16 protein-coding genes and 1 other annotated feature are annotated in these 15,446 nt (G+C 67.9%); of the genes, 9 read left to right on the top strand and 7 right to left on the bottom strand.

Translation table 11 applies throughout. The features are described 5' to 3' along the window. Positions 1–192: 192 nt before the first annotated feature. Positions 193–420, top strand: a complete 228-nt coding sequence (locus J3R73_RS29055; protein ID WP_307435690.1) for a hypothetical protein — start codon at positions 193–195, stop codon at positions 418–420. Between the two features lie 139 nt (positions 421–559). On the opposite strand, the gene epmA is transcribed toward J3R73_RS29055, so the two are convergent. After that, the gene (epmA, locus tag J3R73_RS29050) at positions 560–1,603 is read right to left on the bottom strand and encodes an EF-P lysine aminoacylase EpmA (protein WP_307435687.1); all 1,044 of its coding nucleotides are present in this window, start codon (positions 1,601–1,603) and stop codon (positions 560–562) included. 103 nt (positions 1,604–1,706) lie between these two features. On the opposite strand from epmA, the gene J3R73_RS29045 reads away from it, so the two are divergent. Next, positions 1,707–2,441 carry a M48 family metallopeptidase gene (locus J3R73_RS29045; RefSeq protein ID WP_307435683.1) on the top strand — a complete coding sequence of 245 codons (735 nt, stop codon included), beginning with the start codon at positions 1,707–1,709 and terminating at the stop codon, positions 2,439–2,441. Between the two features lie 248 nt (positions 2,442–2,689). Here J3R73_RS29045 and J3R73_RS29040 read toward each other — a convergent pair whose 3' ends face one another. Further along, positions 2,690–3,631, bottom strand: a complete 942-nt coding sequence (locus J3R73_RS29040; RefSeq protein ID WP_307435680.1) for a Gfo/Idh/MocA family protein — start codon at positions 3,629–3,631, stop codon at positions 2,690–2,692. Between the two features lie 158 nt (positions 3,632–3,789). After that, positions 3,790–3,843, top strand: a sequence feature (sul1 is cis-regulatory element that is thought to sense ions involved in sulfur or methionine metabolism; They are found in Alphaproteobacteria). 87 nt (positions 3,844–3,930) lie between these two features. Between J3R73_RS29040 and J3R73_RS29035 the strand changes: the two genes are divergently transcribed. Beyond that, the gene (locus tag J3R73_RS29035; RefSeq protein WP_307435676.1) at positions 3,931–5,415 is read left to right on the top strand and encodes a SulP family inorganic anion transporter; all 1,485 of its coding nucleotides are present in this window, start codon (positions 3,931–3,933) and stop codon (positions 5,413–5,415) included. 78 nt (positions 5,416–5,493) lie between these two features. Here J3R73_RS29035 and J3R73_RS29030 read toward each other — a convergent pair whose 3' ends face one another. Further along, entirely contained in the window at positions 5,494–6,276 is a 783-nt protein-coding gene (locus J3R73_RS29030) for an SDR family NAD(P)-dependent oxidoreductase (protein ID WP_307435673.1), read from the bottom strand. A 36-nt stretch (positions 6,277–6,312) separates the two neighbouring features. Beyond that, positions 6,313–7,260: a glycosyltransferase family 8 protein gene (locus J3R73_RS29025; protein ID WP_307435670.1), complete on the bottom strand. Its 948-nt coding sequence runs from the start codon at positions 7,258–7,260 to the stop codon at positions 6,313–6,315. Positions 7,261–7,396: 136 nt separating this feature from the next. On the opposite strand from J3R73_RS29025, the gene J3R73_RS29020 reads away from it, so the two are divergent. Beyond that, positions 7,397–7,681, top strand: coding sequence for a hypothetical protein (locus tag J3R73_RS29020; protein WP_307435668.1), 285 nt, complete (start codon positions 7,397–7,399; stop codon positions 7,679–7,681). A 17-nt stretch (positions 7,682–7,698) separates the two neighbouring features. Here J3R73_RS29020 and J3R73_RS29015 read toward each other — a convergent pair whose 3' ends face one another. Further along, positions 7,699–9,405: an MFS transporter gene (locus tag J3R73_RS29015; RefSeq protein ID WP_307435666.1), complete on the bottom strand. Its 1,707-nt coding sequence runs from the start codon at positions 9,403–9,405 to the stop codon at positions 7,699–7,701. Between the two features lie 175 nt (positions 9,406–9,580). Continuing rightward, positions 9,581–10,483, bottom strand: coding sequence for a LysR substrate-binding domain-containing protein (locus tag J3R73_RS29010; RefSeq protein WP_307435662.1), 903 nt, complete (start codon positions 10,481–10,483; stop codon positions 9,581–9,583). A 173-nt stretch (positions 10,484–10,656) separates the two neighbouring features. Here J3R73_RS29010 and J3R73_RS29005 point away from each other — a divergent pair, with 173 nt between their 5' ends. From J3R73_RS29005 to J3R73_RS28995, 3 genes are read left to right on the top strand one after another with little or no spacing between them, the layout of a single operon-like run. After that, positions 10,657–11,787 carry a TauD/TfdA family dioxygenase gene (locus J3R73_RS29005; RefSeq protein ID WP_307435659.1) on the top strand — a complete coding sequence of 377 codons (1,131 nt, stop codon included), beginning with the start codon at positions 10,657–10,659 and terminating at the stop codon, positions 11,785–11,787. After that, positions 11,784–12,548: a class II aldolase/adducin family protein gene (locus J3R73_RS29000; RefSeq protein ID WP_307435655.1), complete on the top strand. Its 765-nt coding sequence runs from the start codon at positions 11,784–11,786 to the stop codon at positions 12,546–12,548. Before J3R73_RS29005 ends, J3R73_RS29000 begins: the two co-directional genes overlap by 4 nt. Before the next feature lie 52 nt (positions 12,549–12,600). Then, positions 12,601–13,209, top strand: coding sequence for a glutathione S-transferase N-terminal domain-containing protein (locus J3R73_RS28995; RefSeq protein WP_307435653.1), 609 nt, complete (start codon positions 12,601–12,603; stop codon positions 13,207–13,209). A gap of 117 nt (positions 13,210–13,326) precedes the next feature. Here J3R73_RS28995 and J3R73_RS28990 read toward each other — a convergent pair whose 3' ends face one another. Continuing rightward, a complete protein-coding gene (locus tag J3R73_RS28990; RefSeq protein WP_307435650.1) occupies positions 13,327–13,725 on the bottom strand; it encodes a VOC family protein in 399 nt (132 codons plus the stop codon). Positions 13,726–13,942: 217 nt separating this feature from the next. Here J3R73_RS28990 and J3R73_RS28985 point away from each other — a divergent pair, with 217 nt between their 5' ends. Both J3R73_RS28985 and J3R73_RS28980 read left to right on the top strand, forming a co-directional pair. Further along, positions 13,943–14,617: a DsbA family oxidoreductase gene (locus J3R73_RS28985; protein ID WP_307435647.1), complete on the top strand. Its 675-nt coding sequence runs from the start codon at positions 13,943–13,945 to the stop codon at positions 14,615–14,617. A gap of 103 nt (positions 14,618–14,720) precedes the next feature. Further along, positions 14,721–15,440, top strand: a complete 720-nt coding sequence (locus tag J3R73_RS28980; protein WP_307435644.1) for an SDR family NAD(P)-dependent oxidoreductase — start codon at positions 14,721–14,723, stop codon at positions 15,438–15,440. The last annotated feature ends 6 nt before the right edge of the window (positions 15,441–15,446 follow it).

The following is a 15,446-nucleotide window of genomic DNA, read 5'->3' as shown; positions in this document are numbered from 1 at the left end:
TCGCATGCTGGTACGACGGATCCGGGGGGTGAGACCCAAATTCTGTTTCGTTGCCCAGGACGGAATGCGCTACATGTCGGGTATGCGCATGAGCGACCGACATGGCTGACAATATCGAAACGGGCCTGTTGACAGAAGTGCTCAAGGAGATCCGCAACCAGTTGCGTGATCAGGGGCAGCTTTTGTCGAAGCTTGTCGAAGCTCGTCGAACTCACCGCCGCTCAGAGCCGCCGCATGGAGCGAGTGGATGCTCGTGTCTCTTCCATCGATGCACGGTCCGGAGAACAGACGGACGAACTGACGACGATCATCAGAGATGAAATGCTGGGCGCCCGGACCAATTTCGAGATCCAGTGGGAAGACAGGCTTCAAGACCTGGATGGGCGCATCCGCAAGCTCGAGGAAAAGATCGGCGCATAAAAGGAGGCCCGACGCCGCCTTCAACGCGCGACACGCGCGACTTGACCGAAGTCGGATAGGACGATTCAGGCAGTAGGCTCGCCGCAGGGGCAAGGTTCATCCGTGATCGACCCTCATGCCTCATGTCGCGCGCCCGGCCTTACGCCACCGGTGTCCACACCACCTGCTCGATCCGGCTCGCGCCCGTCGCCAGCATGGCCAGGCGTTCGAAGCCGAGGGCGATGCCGCTCGCCTCGGGCATGATGGCGAGGGCGGCGAGGAAATCCTCGTCGATCGGGTAGCGCTCGCCATAGATGCGCTGCTTCTCCGCCATCTCGGCTTCGAAGCGGCGGCGCTGCTCGGCCGCATCGGTCAGCTCGCCGAAGGCGTTGGCGAGCTCGACGCCGCAGACATAGAGCTCGAAGCGTTCGGCCACCCGCGGATCATGGGCGGTGCGGCGGGCCAGCGCCGCCTCGGCGCTTGGATATTCGTAGAGGATGGTGGCGCGGCCCTGGCCGAGATGGGGCTCGATGCTCTGCACGAGAATGCCGGAATAGAGGTCGGACCAGGTATCGTCCGCCGCCACGCGCAGGCCCGCCTGCCGGGCCGCCGCCGCCAGCGCGTCACGGTCGCCGGCGCCGTCCTCGTCGAGGGTCGCGAGCAGGTCGATGCCGGCAAAGCGCGCGAAGGCTTCGGCGACGGTGAGGCGTTCCGGCTCGGCATGGGGATCGGCGGTGAGGCCGCCATGCGAGAACAGGCGCCGCCCGCCGGTCTCGGCCGCGAGGGCGAGCAGCGCCGCGCAATCGGCCATCAGCGTCTCGTAGCGCTCGCCGGCGCGATACCATTCCAGCATGGTGAATTCGGGATGGTGGGTCGCCGTGCGCTCGCGGTTGCGGAAGACCCGCGCGGCGGTGAAGATCCGGCGTTCGCCCGCCGCCAGCAGCTTCTTGCAGGCGAATTCCGGCGAGGTGTGCAGGAAGCGCCGATGCGGCACCAGGTCAGGGCCGATGAGATCGGTGGCGAAGGCGTGCAGATGCGTCTCGTTGCCGGGCGAGACCTGCAGGATGGCGGTGTCGACCTCGACGAAGTCCCGGGCGGCGAAGAAGGCGCGCAGCGCCGCCATCAGGCGGTTGCGGCCGAGCAGGAAGGGACGGCGATCCTCATGGGCGGAGGGGCGCCACCAGGCGGCCGACTGGTCTGTCACGATGCGGCGTCCATCTTTGATTTCCGGCACGGACACCCCAGATAGGGGTGTCCCCCGTCATTTGCCGATTCCGGTTATCATAGGGCCGGACCCTGATTCGAGCATGATTTCGCTTTTTCGTCGCAGTTCCCCCCCCGAGCCGATCCAGATCGAGGTCAGGCTCGGCACGGCGACCTATCCCGTCACCGTCAAGCGGCTGGCCTCGGCCCGCCGCTACACGCTGCGCGTCCGCACGGCGCAGCGTGACGTCGTGCTCTCGATGCCCGAGAAGGGCAGCCTCGCCACCGCCAGGGCCTTCGCCGACAAGCATGCGGGCTGGATCGCGCTGCGCATCGGCAAGCTCTCGCAGGACGTCGCCTTTGCCGACGGCGCCATGGTGCCCCTGCGCGACGTGCCGCACCGCATCGAGCATCGGCCGGGACGCGGCACGGTGAAGCCAGAGGCGGGCTCGCCGCCGGTGCTCGCCGTGTTCGGCGATCCCGGGCATCTGCCGCGCCGGCTGACCGACTGGCTCAGGAAGCAGGCGTTGAAGGAATTGCAGGCGGCGGTCACCCGGCATACGCAGGCGCTCGGCGTCAAGCACGGGCCGGTGAGCGTGAAGGACACCGCGAGCCGCTGGGGATCGTGCTCGTCGTCGGGGGCGCTCGCCTTCTCCTGGCGGCTGATCCTCGCGCCGCCCTTCGTGCTCGATTACCTCGCCGCGCACGAGGTGTCGCATCTCCAGGAAATGAACCATTCGCCGCGCTTCTGGCGCCTGTGCCGCACGCTGTGCCCGCGCACCGACGAGGCCAAGGCCTGGCTGAAGTCGCACGGGGCCGGGCTGCACCGCTACGGGTGATGGCCCCGCGGGACGCCCGCTCCCTTTTTTACCGATCGTCGGTCAGCCACCTTCTCCCGTTGCCGGGAGAAGGTCCCGGCAGGGGGGATGAGGGTCTGAACTTCAACAGGACAGCTCAAGATCGCGCTTCAATCGTCGAAATTCAGGCCCTCATCCGGCGCTTCGCGCCACCTTCTCCCGGGGTCGGGAGAAGGAATCGCGCCGTCTTCCATAAACTTGGCGCCTGAGGACAAACGTCCGGCTCGCGCTCACCAGTCGAACGCGTCCGTCGTCTCGCGGGCGCCGACCAGCATCGCATCGGCCACCAGATGGAAGGGGGCGGCGTCGACGGCGCTTTCCCCGCGGTCGAGCAGCCCGGCGAAGCGGGCATAGATCGCCTCATATTCGGCCATTGGCTCGCTGACCACGAGCGTGCCGTCGACGGCGAGCTTCGAGCCGCCGTCGATCAGCGTGAGCACGCTGCCCGCCGCGGTGCGGATCTCGATGGTCCAGGTCTGGTCGCCGGTCTGGCGCCAGTCGAATTCGGCCGTGAGCGGCGCGCCGGGTTCGGCCGCCGTCGAGGAGAAGCGCAGCGAGGCGGCGATCGGCGTGTCGCGGTTGGCGGGATAGACGAGCTTCGCCGCGCTGACGAAGAAGGGCTCCGGCACGATCCTGGTGAGGATCGACAGCGCGTTGATGCCGGGGTCGAACACGCCGAAGCCGCCGGGTTGCCAGATCCATTCCTGGCCCGGATGCCAGCGCTTGACGTCTTCCTTCCAGGTGATGGCGAGCGCAGCGATCTTCTGGCCGGCGAGGCGGCGGCGGGCCTCGTCGACGCCGGCATTGTATTGCGAGTGCCAGGTGGCGAAGAGCACGCGCTTGCCGGCGCCGGCATGGCGCTCGAGATCGGCGAGTTCGCTCACCGTGGGCGCGGGCGGCTTTTCGAGCATGACGTGCTTGCCGGCGGCGAGGGCTTCCAGTGCCACCGCATGCCGCACGCTCGGCGGCGTGCAGATCGCCACGGCGTCGAGATCGGGCAGGGCGGCGTAGAGCTCGGCGGGCGTGGCGAAGGTCGGCACGCCCGGCTGCTGCACGCCGCGCTGGCTGACGAGGGCGGCCAGCCGGAAGGCCGGGTTCTTGGCGATGACCGGCAGATGCTGGTCGATGGCGATCTTGCCGACGCCGATGATCGCGATGGAATGCTGGCTCATGCTGTCCGCTCATTTGTCAGTCAAATGGAGCGTGCTGGGTATCAGCAAAACGGGGCGCCGGGAAGGGCGGCGGCGCCGCCGCCGTGCGGCGGATTTCGGCCTCCCGGGCCGGCTTCCTCTTGATGTCGGCGGCGAAGATGGGCAAGAAGGCGATCTTCGTCGGACCCGATCTGATCGGGTGGCTCGGCCGGGCGCCTATCCCCCGGAAACCCCCAGCGCGATTCCGCCTCACGCATCCCGTTCGCGGGTTGGGCGGCCATCGGTTTTCTGTCGCGCTCGCAGATGATTTGGTTCGAAACATGAGGATTCTGGAGACCCTCCGCCGCGAATGGCTGGCGGACATTGCAACGAATCTGCTGTCGGGCACCCTGGTCGCCCTGGCCCTGATCCCCGAAGCCATCGGCTTTTCCATCGTCGCCGGCGTCGACCCCAAGATCGGCCTCTACGCTTCCTTCTCCATCGCGGTGGTGACGGCGATCGTCGGCGGCCGCCCCGCCATGATCTCGGCCGCGACCGCCTCGACGGCGGTGCTGATGATCACGCTCGTGCGCGATCACGGCCTGCAATATCTGTTCGCCGCCACCATCCTCATGGGCGTGTTCCAGGTGCTGGCCGGCGTCTCCCGCCTCGGCCTCCTGATGAAGTTCGTCTCCCGCTCGGTGATGACCGGCTTCGTCAATGCGCTCGCGATCCTCATCTTCATGGCGCAGCTGCCGCAATTGCGCGGCGTCGGCTGGGAGACCTATGCCATGGTCGCCGCCGGCCTGGCGATCATCTATCTCTTCCCCCTCCTGACCAAGCGCGTTCCCTCGGCGCTGGTGAGCATCGTCGTGCTCACCGCCTTCACCATGATCACCGGGCTCCGGCTGCACACGGTCGGCGACATGGGCGAACTGCCGTCAAGCCTGCCCTTCTTCGCCATCCCGCAGGTGCCCTTCGACCTCGAGACGCTCCGCATCATCTTCCCCTATTCGCTGACCATGGCCGCCGTCGGCCTGCTTGAATCGCTGCTGACCGCCCAGATCGTCGACGACATGACGGACACCGCCAGCAACCGGAACCGTGAATGCGTCGGGCAGGGCGTCGCCAATTTCATCACCGGCTTCCTCGGCGCCATGGGCGGCTGCGCCATGATCGGGCAGTCGGTGATCAACGTCACCGCCGGCGGCCGCACCCGTCTTTCCACCTTCTTCGCCGGCTGCTTCCTGCTCTTCCTCATCGTCGTCCTCGGCGACTGGGTGAAGCAGATCCCGATGCCGGCCCTGGTGGCGGTGATGATCATGGTTTCGATCAGCACCTTCAACTGGTCCTCGGTCGTGCGCCTGCGCTCCCATCCCCTGTCGTCGTCGGTGGTGATGGTCGCGACCGTGATCGTGGTGGTGACGACCGGAGACCTCGCCAAGGGCGTCCTCGTCGGCGTGCTCCTCAGCGGCGTGTTCTTCGCGGCCAAGGTGGCGCGCATCCTGAGCGTGCGCTCGGAGCTTTCCGAGGACGGCACGCAGCGCACCTATTTCGTCGCGGGGCAGGTGTTCTTCGCCTCCTCCAACAGCTTGGTGGAAGCCTTCGACTATCTCGATGTGCCGAAGAAGGTGTGCATCGATCTCAGCCAGGCCCATTTCTGGGACATCACCGCCATCGGCGCCCTCGATTCGATCGTCCTGAAGCTGAGGCGCCACGGCGCGGAGGTCGACGTCGCCGGCCTCAACGAAGCGAGCGCCACCATGGTCGAACGCTTCGGCACACACCAGCGCGCCGATGCCGCGAGCGGGCCGGCGGCGCATTGAGAGGGAGAGCGGACATCCGGTCCGCTCCTTGCCCCAGATGCGGCGGGCGCCGAGACGGATGCGGGAGCGGAGGGCCGGTCACCACACCGTATAGCCGCCGTCGATGACATAGGCGGCGCCCGTCACATAGGCCGCGGCCGGGCTGGCGAGATAGACGGCGAGCGGACCGATCTCGTGCGGCTCGCCCGGCCGGCCCATCGGAATGTTCCTGACGAAGGCCTCGATCACGTCGGGGCGCTTCTCGTTCCAGGCCCGGTTGGTGTCGGTCATGAACAGGCCTGGGCAGATGGCGTTGACCGTGATGCCGTGCGGGGCCCAGTCGGCCGCGGCGCAGCGGGTGAAGTGCAGCACCGCCGCCTTGCCGGTCTCATAGCCGCGGCCGCCGATGCCGCGATTGGCGATCAGGCCGCTGATCGAGGCGATGTTGATGATCCGTCCGCCCTTGCCGGCGGCGAGCATGGCGGCGCCGACGATCCTGGTGCCGAGGAAGCAGCTCGTCAGGTTGCGGTCGAGGGTGTCCTGCCAGCTTTCGAGCGTCTCCTCGGTGATCCCGACGCTGTTCTCGCGGTTGCCGACATTGTTGACGAGGATGTCGATCGGGCCCCGCTCGGCGACGATCTCCTCGAAGGCCGCTTGGCAATCGGCCGGTGCCGCCATGTCCGCCTCCAGCGTCCAGGCCTGCCGGCCGAGGGCGCGGATCTCCTCCGCCGCCTTGTCCAGCGTCGCCGCCGTGCGGCCGGTGATGACGACGTCGGCGCCCGCCTCGGCGAGCGCCAGCGCCATCACGCGGCCGAGGCCGCGGCTCGCCCCGGTGACGAGAGCCCGCTTGCCCGCGAGCCCGAACCAGTCCTGCAGTGCCATCCCAACCTCCGCTTTGCTGTCGATCATGCTGTCCCGTCAGGCCAAGGCGGCCTCGGCCCGGTCGGCGAAGCGCTGGCGCGACGCCCAGTCGAGCAGCCGCGCCCGGAAGCGGGGCCAGTCGACATCCGTCTGCGGCGTCAGCGGCTCGGGCGCTCCCGCTATGTCGGGCCGGCTGCCGACCGCCTCGAAGAAGGCGTCGTAGGCGGCGGGAATGTCGTAGCGGCCCTGCCAGGGCACCGTCTCCCACGGCTTGGGGCGCGTGACGAAGTGGCGGACGATCGGGGCGATCGCCCCTTCGAGGTCGAGGTGGAAGAAGTCGCCCATGAAATTGAAGCGCGGCGACAGCGGCGCGAAATCGCCGGCGATCACGGCGTTGAGGCCGTCCTGTTCGAGATAGGGGCAGGCGGCGCGATGGGCGAGCACATGGCGCAGCGCCGCCGCGCCGAGGCCGCGGGCCGACCATGCCGCACGGTCGATCACGGTGACGCCGTTGTTGAAATAGGGCGTGTCCGGGCCGAGGCCGAGGCCGGCGCGATGGTGCACGAAGCGCTCGCCGAGGGCGCCGCCGCCGAACTGCTTCAGGAAGATCATGTCGAAGGCGGCCGCCAGGGCATGGCCGCCGAGATCGATCGTCGCCAGGGCGGAGAGGCCGGGGCGAATCACCTCGATGTCCGCGTCGAGCGAGATGATGCGCGTGATGCGCTCGGGCAGGATGCGGTCGAGGAAGAGGCGGCGATAGACGGCGCGGGAAAAGCCGGTCGTCGGCGCATCGGTGGCGACGGCGTCGACATCGGCGGTGATCAGCGTCGCCCGGCTGCCGGCGCGGGCGTCGAGCGCCGCATGGTCGGCCGGCGCTTCGCCGGGGCCGCACAGGATGAAGATCTCGAGGTCGCCTCCGTCCGGCTGCCGCCGGATCGAGGCGGCGGCATAGAGGGCCGGAAGGAAATAGGCGGCGTCGGTGGTGATGCAATAGGCGGCCGTCATGTTCCGTCCTGCGGTGCGGCGAAGAGCGTCAGCATGCCCCGGCCCGAGGGCGGGGGGAAGGGTGCGTGCTGTCTCACTTATGCCCGTATGCACAGGGATATGGTCGGCCGAATCTGCTTCGAAGTGGAAATGACCGATGATCGAGACGCATCGTCGAGCCGTGGAGGAAACGCTCCAGCTCCTGCAGGCCCTGGAAGAAGCGCGCAAGAACGCGCTGCGGCGGCTCAAGGAGATCCGCAAGGCGGAAAGCGAACGCTACGAGAAACTGCGGCCGCGTGAACGCAACGGCGCCGAAGGCGCGCTCATCGAGATCTACAGCAAGCATCTCAAATACGCCGCCAACCGCCTCAAGGAAGCGGGACTGAACGTCGCCGAAGCTGCCTACAGCCTGCAGGACGCGCTTGAGGAGGAAGAGCGGTAAAGGGGGATCGGCCGGCCTCAGGGGTGCCCGTCGCTTTTCGCCGCGGCCTGCCGGCCGCCGCCGAGCCATGACGTCGCCGCCGCGACGAGGAAGAGCAGGGTCGAGAAGCCGAAGGCGATGGAGATGCCGCTCATGAAGGGGATCGAGAGCAGTTCGGGGAAGAAGTGCTTGCCGGTGATGATGGCGGCATTCGCCGGCGGCAGGGCGGCGAGGGCAGCGGGCGGAATCAATTCGCCCATCGGATTGTAGCCCAGGAAGGCCGCGAACAGGCTGGCGACCGGCGGCGCGGAAGCCACCTGGCGGGCGATGTCGAGCGGCATGCCCTGCGCCACCAGCCGCGTCTCCATCACGCCCGGCAGCGTCCAGGCGAGGCCGAAGATCATCAGGGTGAAGAAGATGCCGATGGAGAGGACCTGCCCGGCATTGAGCGTGGTCGCCCGCACGCCGGAGGCCTGTCCGCGCTCGCGCGCCGGCACGGCATTCATGATTTGCGTGGTGTTGGGCGTGACGAACAGGCCCGACCCGATGCCGTTGAGGAAGATCAGGGCGGCGAACAGGCCGTAGGGAAAGTCCGCCGGCAGCAGAGCGAGCGCCACGAAGGAGGCGGCGCCGAGCACCATGCCACCCGCCGCGAAGCCGCGCGGGCCGTAGCGGTCCGAAAGCGGGCCAGAGAGGAAGCCGGCGATCAGGAAGCCCGCCGTCAGCGGCAGCATGAAGATGCCGGCCCACAGCGGCGTTTCCTCGAAGGAGTAGCCGTGCAGGGGCAGCCACACGCCCTGCAGCCAGATGATCAGCATGAACTGCAGGCCGCCCCGCGCGATCGACGACAGCAGGCTGGCGACGGTGCCCATGGCGAAGGCGCGGATGCGGAACAGCGCGAGGTCGAACATCGGGCGCGCCACCCGGCGCTCGACCGCCACGAAGGCGGTGAGGATGACCAGGCCGGTCGCCAGCTCGGCGAGGACCTTCGGGCTGCCCCAGGCGGTGACGGCATGGCCGTAGGGCTGGATGCCGTCGGTGATCGCCGTCAGCACCAGGACGAGGCCGACGGCGAAGCTGACATTGCCGAACCAGTCGATATGGCCGGGCTGCGGCAATTGCCGGTCGCGCAGGCTGACATAGCTCCAGATCGTGCCGACGATCCCGAGCGGCACGCTGATCCAGAACACCAGCCGCCAGGAGATGTCGGCGAGCAGGCCGCCGAGCAGCAGGCCGATGAACTGGCCGCCGATCGCGGCCATGGTGTTGATGCCGAGCGCCAGGCCGCGTTCCTGCGGCGGGAAGGCGTCGGTGAGCAGGGCGGTCGAAGTCGCCGTCATCAGCGCCCCGCCGACGCCCTGCACGATGCGCATGACCACGAGATAGAGCGCCGCCCCCGGGCCGGTCGGCATCAGGCTCAGCGCGATCGAGGAGAGGGTGAAGACGAGAAAACCGAGATTGTAGATGCGCGCCCGGCCGAACATGTCGCCGAGGCGTCCGAAGGTGACCACCAGCACCGAGGTCACCACCATGTAGCCCATGATCGTCCACAGCAGGATGTCGGTGTTGGCCGGGTCGAGCGGCTGCAGGCCGATGCCGCGGAACACCGCCGGCAGGCTGATCAGGATGATCGATGCGTTGATGAAGGCGGCGAGCATGCCAAGCGTCGTGTTGCTCAGCACCATCCATTTGTGACGGTCGGCGCCGGCCGCGACGGCGGTCTGCTCGGGCGTGACGTGATCCATGGCGATGTCCGGAAGGAGAGGAGCCGGCAGGCGGGTTTCAGGCCGTTGAAAACGTCTCCTGAGGGATGGTCAAGCCCAAAATGGCGCGTCGCGTCGATCGGTGGCCGGTATCAGCCCCTTGAAAAGATTGCATGTTTTCGATCGCGCAACCGCGCGTGGCACCCTCGCCGTTCTGTCAGGCGTCGGGCGGGGCCGGCGCCGCGGCCTCGACGAGCCAGGCGCCGACGGCCTGGCATGTCGCAGCCGAGCGGGGGCGCGGGGACGTCACGAGATGGAAGCCGTCCGGCGGCACCATGGGAGCGTCGAGGAAGGGCACCAGCCTTCCCTCCCGGACGAGGTCGCCCGTGATCGACCGCCAGCCGAGCATGATGCCGAGGCCGCCGAGGGCGGCCTGCGTCGCCTGCACGTAATTGGTGAAATGGAGGCCGGCCCGCCGGTTGGGGGGGAGCCCGGCGCCGCGCAGATAGCGGCTCCAGCGCACCCAGCTTTCATCGTCGACATCGACATGGAGGAGCGTGGCGTCGGCGATGCCGCTGCCGGCGTTCCGCAGCCGGGCGGCGAGTTCCGGGCTGCAGACCGGATCGATCCGTTCGGCGAACAGGAGCTGGACACGCCCGTCGGTCCAGCTGCCGTCGCCGTAGCGGACGGCGATATCGACGCCGGCGGTGAGCTGCGGAGCGCCGTGCTGGGTCGTCATCACATTGACCGCCATGTCCGGATGGCGGTCGTAGAAGCCGGCCAGACGCGGCATCAGCCAATAGGTCGCAAATCCCACCGAACAGGCGATCGTCGCGGCATCGGCCGTGCGCGTGCCGAGCCGCCCGATCTCCTCCACCGCCTCGGCGATGCGCCCGAGGCCCTCGACCGTCGCCCGGTGCAGCAGCAGGCCGGCCTCGGTGAGTACCGCCGGCCGGACGCTGCGGTCGAGCAGCCGGGCGCCCAGATGATCCTCGAGCTGGCGCAGGGACTGGCTGACGGCAGGCTGGGAGACGTTGAGCGCGGCCGAGGCCTGGCGGATGCCGCCGCGCCGCACGACGGTATCGAACACGGTGAGGAGGCGCAGCGGCGGAAGCGTCACATCATAAGCTCTGGCTTAAGCTACATTCATTTTTATAAGGCTTCCGATCCAGCCCGGACAAGGTTTAATTCAGGATGAAGCGGGCTTCCGGTCTCATGATGCGGCTGCGTCGCCTTTCCCTTCATGGGCGAGGCAAGGCCCGGCATAAGCCGGCAATTAAGGATGGCGAGGACATGGACGGCTCTTTTTCGAATGCGGTCGAACTGGGCGAGAACGGTCTGACGACCCCCCTCGGCAATGGCGCATCGGCCTATTTCAACTATTACTGGCTGCGGGACAATTGTCCGACCTCGTTCGACCCGCAGACCCGCGAGCGGACCTACGACATCTTCTCGCTGTCGCAGCGGCCGGTGCCGGAACGCGCCCATCTCGTCGACGGCGCGTTGGAAATCCTGTGGCGGGGTGACGGCCATGTCACGCGGCACGCTCTCGAATGGCTCGCCTCCTATGCGCAGGGGACGCCGCGGTCCGATCCGGCCGACCTGCCGCGGCGCCTGTGGTATGGCGGCCACTATCCCGACATCGCCCGGTTTTCGCAGCCGGCGCTGATGGCCGACAAAGCGCAGGTCGCCCGATGGCTGGAGGCCATGCTCGTCGAGGGCGTCGCGATTCTGACCGACATGCCCGACAGCGACGAAGGGCTGACGCAGACCGCCAGGCTCATCGGCCATGTCCGGCCGACCTTCTTCGGCGAATATTTCGACGTCAGGACCCATATCAAGCCGACCAACCTCGCTTATACCGCCAAGGCGCTCGAACTCCATACCGATACGCCGGCCGAGGATTTCGCGCCCGGCGTGCAGTTCCTGCATTGCCGCGCCAACAGCGTGGCCGGCGGCTCCAGCCTCTTCCTCGACGGCGCGGCGGCGGCGGCGGACCTGCGCCGCGAGCATCCGGACGATTTCGCCCTCCTGTCGGAGACCTCCATTCCCTATTACTGCGAGCACGACGATTACGACATGCGCTCGCGCCAGCGCGTCATCGAGCTCGACGACCATGGCGAAGTGTCGGGGGTGACGATCAGCCAGCACATGGCGGATGTCTTCGACCTCCCGCAGACCTTCCTCGACAGATATTATCCCGCCTTCTGCCGCTTCGGCCGCCTGCTGCAGGCCGACAAATATCTCATGCGCTTCCGGCTCGGCGCCGGCGAGTGCATCGTGTTCGACAATCACCGCATCGTGCATGGCCGCGAGGCCTACACCGCCGAGAGCGGCGACCGGCACCTTCGCGGCTGCTACACCGATCGCGGCGAGATGCGCAGCACCTATCGCGCCCTCGTGACGCAGGGACGCTTCAAATGAACATCGCCACCCCGATTTCCGCGTCGGCGATCCATGCCGACGAATGGGCCCTGCGCGTCGATCTCGCCGCGGCGTTCCGCCTCGCGGCCGGCTTCGACTGGCACGAATCCGTCGGCAACCACTTCAGTGTGGCGCTGTCGGCGGATGGCGGGCGTTTCCTGATGAATCCGCGCTGGAAGCATTTTTCGACCATCCGGGCGAGCGACCTGCTGCTCCTCGATGCCGGCGATGCCGAAACGATGAGGCGTCCGAACGCGCCCGATGCCTCCGCCTGGTGCATCCACGGCACCATCCATGCGCGGATGCCGGCGGCGCGCGTGCTTCTGCACTGCCATCCGCCCTACGCGACCGCCCTGGCGTCGCTGAAGGATCCGGCGATGAAGCCGGTCGACCAGAATACCGCGCGCTTCTTCGGCCTCGTCGGCGTGGATCTCGGCTTTTCCGGCCTTGCGGACGAGGCCGAGGAGGGCATCAGGCTGGCCGAGGCGTTCGGCACCCACCAGGTCCTGCTGATGGGCAATCACGGCGTGACCGTCACCGCCGCGACGGTGGCCGAAGCGTTCGAGCATCTCTATTTCTTCGAGCGTGCCAGCAAGACGCTGATGCTGGCCTATGCCAGCGGGCAGGAGCTCAACGTCATGTCGGATGCGGTCGCCGCGAAGACCGCCGAAGGATGGCGGGCCTATAACGACATGGCCTTCGCCCATTTCGAGCAGCTCAAGGCCATGCTGGACCGGCAGGATCCGTCCTACCGGGACTGACCGCCCGGTGCACCCTCCCCGGATTCCCCGGCCGGCCACGGATCCTCGCCGCATGAAACTCTTCTATATTCCCGACACCTGCGCCCTCGCGGTCCACATCGCCGCGCTGGAGGCGGGGCTCGATGTCGAGCTCGTCAGGGTCGAGCGCCGTGGCAGGGGCCATGTCTTCGAGGGCGGCGACTATGCTGCCGTCAACCCCAAAGGCAAGGTTCCCGCCATCGAGATCGACGGCGAGATTCTGACCGAGACCCAGGCCATCCTCCATTGCATCGCGTCCCTGGCTCCCGAGCGGCTGCCCTTCCCGGCCGGGGGCCTGCCGCGCTGGCGCATGGTGGAGACGCTCAGCTTCATCACGGCGGAACTGCATCGCGGCCTTTCGCCCCTCTTCCACGCCGAGATCGCCCCGGATCACAAATCCGTGCTCCTCGGCGTGCTTCGCCGCAATCTCGGCCTGCTGCAGGATATGATCGGCGAAAAGCCGTTCCTGATGGGTGAAGCGTTCACGGTGGCGGATGCCTATGCCTATGTCGTCACCGGCTGGGCCGGGTCTTTCGATATCGATTTCCGGGCCTGGCCCGTGCTCGACGCCTATCGTGACCGTATCGCCGCCCGTCCGAGCGTCCAGCGCGCCTTGCGCGAGGAAGGCATGGCCGCGGCGTAGGAGACGTCGAGGCTGAACGGCAGGCTGCGGACCAGCCAGTAGGTGCCTTGCCCGGCAAAGCTGGTGCTATGGGCTCGCCGCCTTCCGATTGTCGACCGAAACTCGTCGACGGTCAGGTCACCAGGCGCCGTGCTGGAAGACGATGCGATATCCGTCGGGATCTTCGAAGGTGACGCCGTCGCGATCCCAGTAGGGGTTGAAAGCCGCGACGGGCGCGAAGCCGGCGGCACGCATCCGGTCGGCGGCGGCCTGCCACACAGGGCGTCGAGGCAGGTAGAAGACCAGCAGGTTGTCCTGCGTCGGCGCCCTGCCGGCCGCATGGCCGCGCGCCCTGGTGAACTCGAAATGATAGGGCGCGCCCTCGCGACCCAACATCACGCCGTCGAACCCTTGATGGTCCTCGAAGCGATAGAGCACGCTCAGGCCCAGCCCGTCCCGATAGAAAGGCAGCAGGCGGTCCAGATCGTCGCTCGGCCGGGCCACGCGCAGCGTGGGGATATGATCTTCCAGGGTCATCTTGTAATCCTCTCATCGGCATCGCGGCGCGCCGGTGCCGCCTCGTTCAGCCGGCACCGGAAGGGCCTCCGATCACGGAGATAGATCGCCGCGGCGCAACGATCTATGACTCCCGCTCGAACCCGGCTATCCTTCAATCCCTGTCCGCAAGGGTGAGGGGAAGCCGCAAATGTCGCGCGTGCGGCCTTGGACAGGCGCCTTTGGCAGGATTGGCCCGATGAACACCACCCAACCCCTCCGGATCGATATTTTTTCCGATGTCGTCTGCCCCTGGTGCTATGTCGGCAGGAAGCGCCTGGACGATGCTCTGGCGGCCGTGGCCGATATCCCCGTCGAGCTGCATTGGCGCCCCTTCTTCCTCCAGCCCGACCTGCCGCGCGAGGGGATGGACCGGCAGGACTTCATCGAGGCGCGCTTCGGTTCGCTCGAGGCCTACAAGGCGCGGTCGCAGCAGCTCGTCGCGATCGCCGAGGCCGAGGGCCTTCCCTATCGCCCGGACCTCATCCGCCGCCAGCCCAACACGCTCGACAGCCATCGGCTGATTCACTGGGCCGGGACCGACCCTGCCGGCGACAGGTCGAGCCCGATGAAACGGCGCCTGATGGAGCTTTTCTTCGCGGAGGGCGGCGACCTCGGCGACACCGATGTGCTGGTGCAGGCGGCGGCCGATTGTGGCATGGATCCCGGCAGCGTCCGTGGCCGCCTCGCGACGGATGAGGACGCGGACGCCGTCTCGGCAGCGGCGGGGGCGGCTTCGGCGCAAGGCATCGACGGGGTTCCCACCTTTGTCTTCGCCGCCAAATATGCCCTGTCGGGCGCCCAGCCTGCCGATCTGCTCGCCCGCGCCATCCGGCAGGTCTCGGCGGAGCTGAACGAGCCGGCTGCCGGATAGAACAGGCCCCGGCGGCGGCGCCGTTGTGACGGGGGTTTGAAACGATCGGGCATGGCCCGAAATTCGCGGCGGGGCCCGCCGCCTGATCGAGGAGAGCGACAGCATGGACGATCGCAAGGCCATCATGATCACCGGCGCGGCGGGCAATCTCGGCAGCGCCGTCGCGCTGGAGCTTGCGCGCGGCAACGCCAGGCTGGTGTGCCTGGACCGCTCGGCCGACAAGCTCGAACGCCTGGCTGCCGGCTTTCCCGCGACGGTCGAGGTTCTCCCGATCGCCGGTACGGACCTGACCGATGCGGATGCCTGCGCGGCGGTCGTCGCGCAGGCGACAGCGCGTTTCGGCGGCGTCTGCGGGCTCGTCAACACCGTGGGAGGCTTCCAGTTCGGCCCCTTCGCCAAGGCGCTCGGGCAATGGGACGCCATGATGACGATGAATGCCCGCACCGCCCTCGCCATCAGCGCGGCGGTGCTGCCGGGCATGAAGGCGGCCCGCTACGGCCGCATCGTCCATATCGCCGCCGGTGCAGGCCTGAAGGCGCCGGCGGGGCTGGCCGCCTATGCCGCGTCGAAGGCCGCCGTCATCCGGCTGACGGAAAGCATTGCCGAAGAATGCCGCGCCGACGGCATCACCGCCAACTGCATCCTGCCCAGCATCATCGACACGCCCCAGAACCGGGCCGCCATGCCCGACGCCAACACCGACGACTGGGTATCGCCTCGATCGATCGCCCGCCTGATCGCCTTCCTCGTCTCGCCGGAGGCCGCCGTCGTCACCGGCGCCGCCATCCCGGCGACGGGCAGGGACCGCCAGGAGGCGGTGTAGCCTCGC

It is taken from the genome of Labrys monachus (assembly GCF_030814655.1).
GTDB classification, from domain to species: domain Bacteria; phylum Pseudomonadota; class Alphaproteobacteria; order Rhizobiales; family Labraceae; genus Labrys; species Labrys monacha.
The sequence above is the reverse complement of the archived record's forward strand: the minus strand, read 5'-3'. Positions and strand labels throughout refer to the sequence as shown.

Coding starts and splice junctions, on each gene's coding strand:
- J3R73_RS29035 (WP_307435676.1), top strand. CDS start 3,931: ATGAGGATTCTGGAGACCCTCCGCCGCGAATGGCTGGCGGACATTGCA.
- J3R73_RS29015 (WP_307435666.1), bottom strand. CDS start 9,405: ATGGATCACGTCACGCCCGAGCAGACCGCCGTCGCGGCCGGCGCCGAC.
- J3R73_RS29030 (WP_307435673.1), bottom strand. CDS start 6,276: ATGGCACTGCAGGACTGGTTCGGGCTCGCGGGCAAGCGGGCTCTCGTC.
- J3R73_RS29040 (WP_307435680.1), bottom strand. CDS start 3,631: ATGAGCCAGCATTCCATCGCGATCATCGGCGTCGGCAAGATCGCCATC.
- J3R73_RS29000 (WP_307435655.1), top strand. CDS start 11,784: ATGAACATCGCCACCCCGATTTCCGCGTCGGCGATCCATGCCGACGAA.
- J3R73_RS29020 (WP_307435668.1), top strand. CDS start 7,397: ATGATCGAGACGCATCGTCGAGCCGTGGAGGAAACGCTCCAGCTCCTG.
- J3R73_RS29005 (WP_307435659.1), top strand. CDS start 10,657: ATGGACGGCTCTTTTTCGAATGCGGTCGAACTGGGCGAGAACGGTCTG.
- J3R73_RS28985 (WP_307435647.1), top strand. CDS start 13,943: ATGAACACCACCCAACCCCTCCGGATCGATATTTTTTCCGATGTCGTC.
- J3R73_RS29045 (WP_307435683.1), top strand. CDS start 1,707: ATGATTTCGCTTTTTCGTCGCAGTTCCCCCCCCGAGCCGATCCAGATC.
- J3R73_RS29025 (WP_307435670.1), bottom strand. CDS start 7,260: ATGACGGCCGCCTATTGCATCACCACCGACGCCGCCTATTTCCTTCCG.
- J3R73_RS28995 (WP_307435653.1), top strand. CDS start 12,601: ATGAAACTCTTCTATATTCCCGACACCTGCGCCCTCGCGGTCCACATC.
- J3R73_RS28980 (WP_307435644.1), top strand. CDS start 14,721: ATGGACGATCGCAAGGCCATCATGATCACCGGCGCGGCGGGCAATCTC.
- J3R73_RS28990 (WP_307435650.1), bottom strand. CDS start 13,725: ATGACCCTGGAAGATCATATCCCCACGCTGCGCGTGGCCCGGCCGAGC.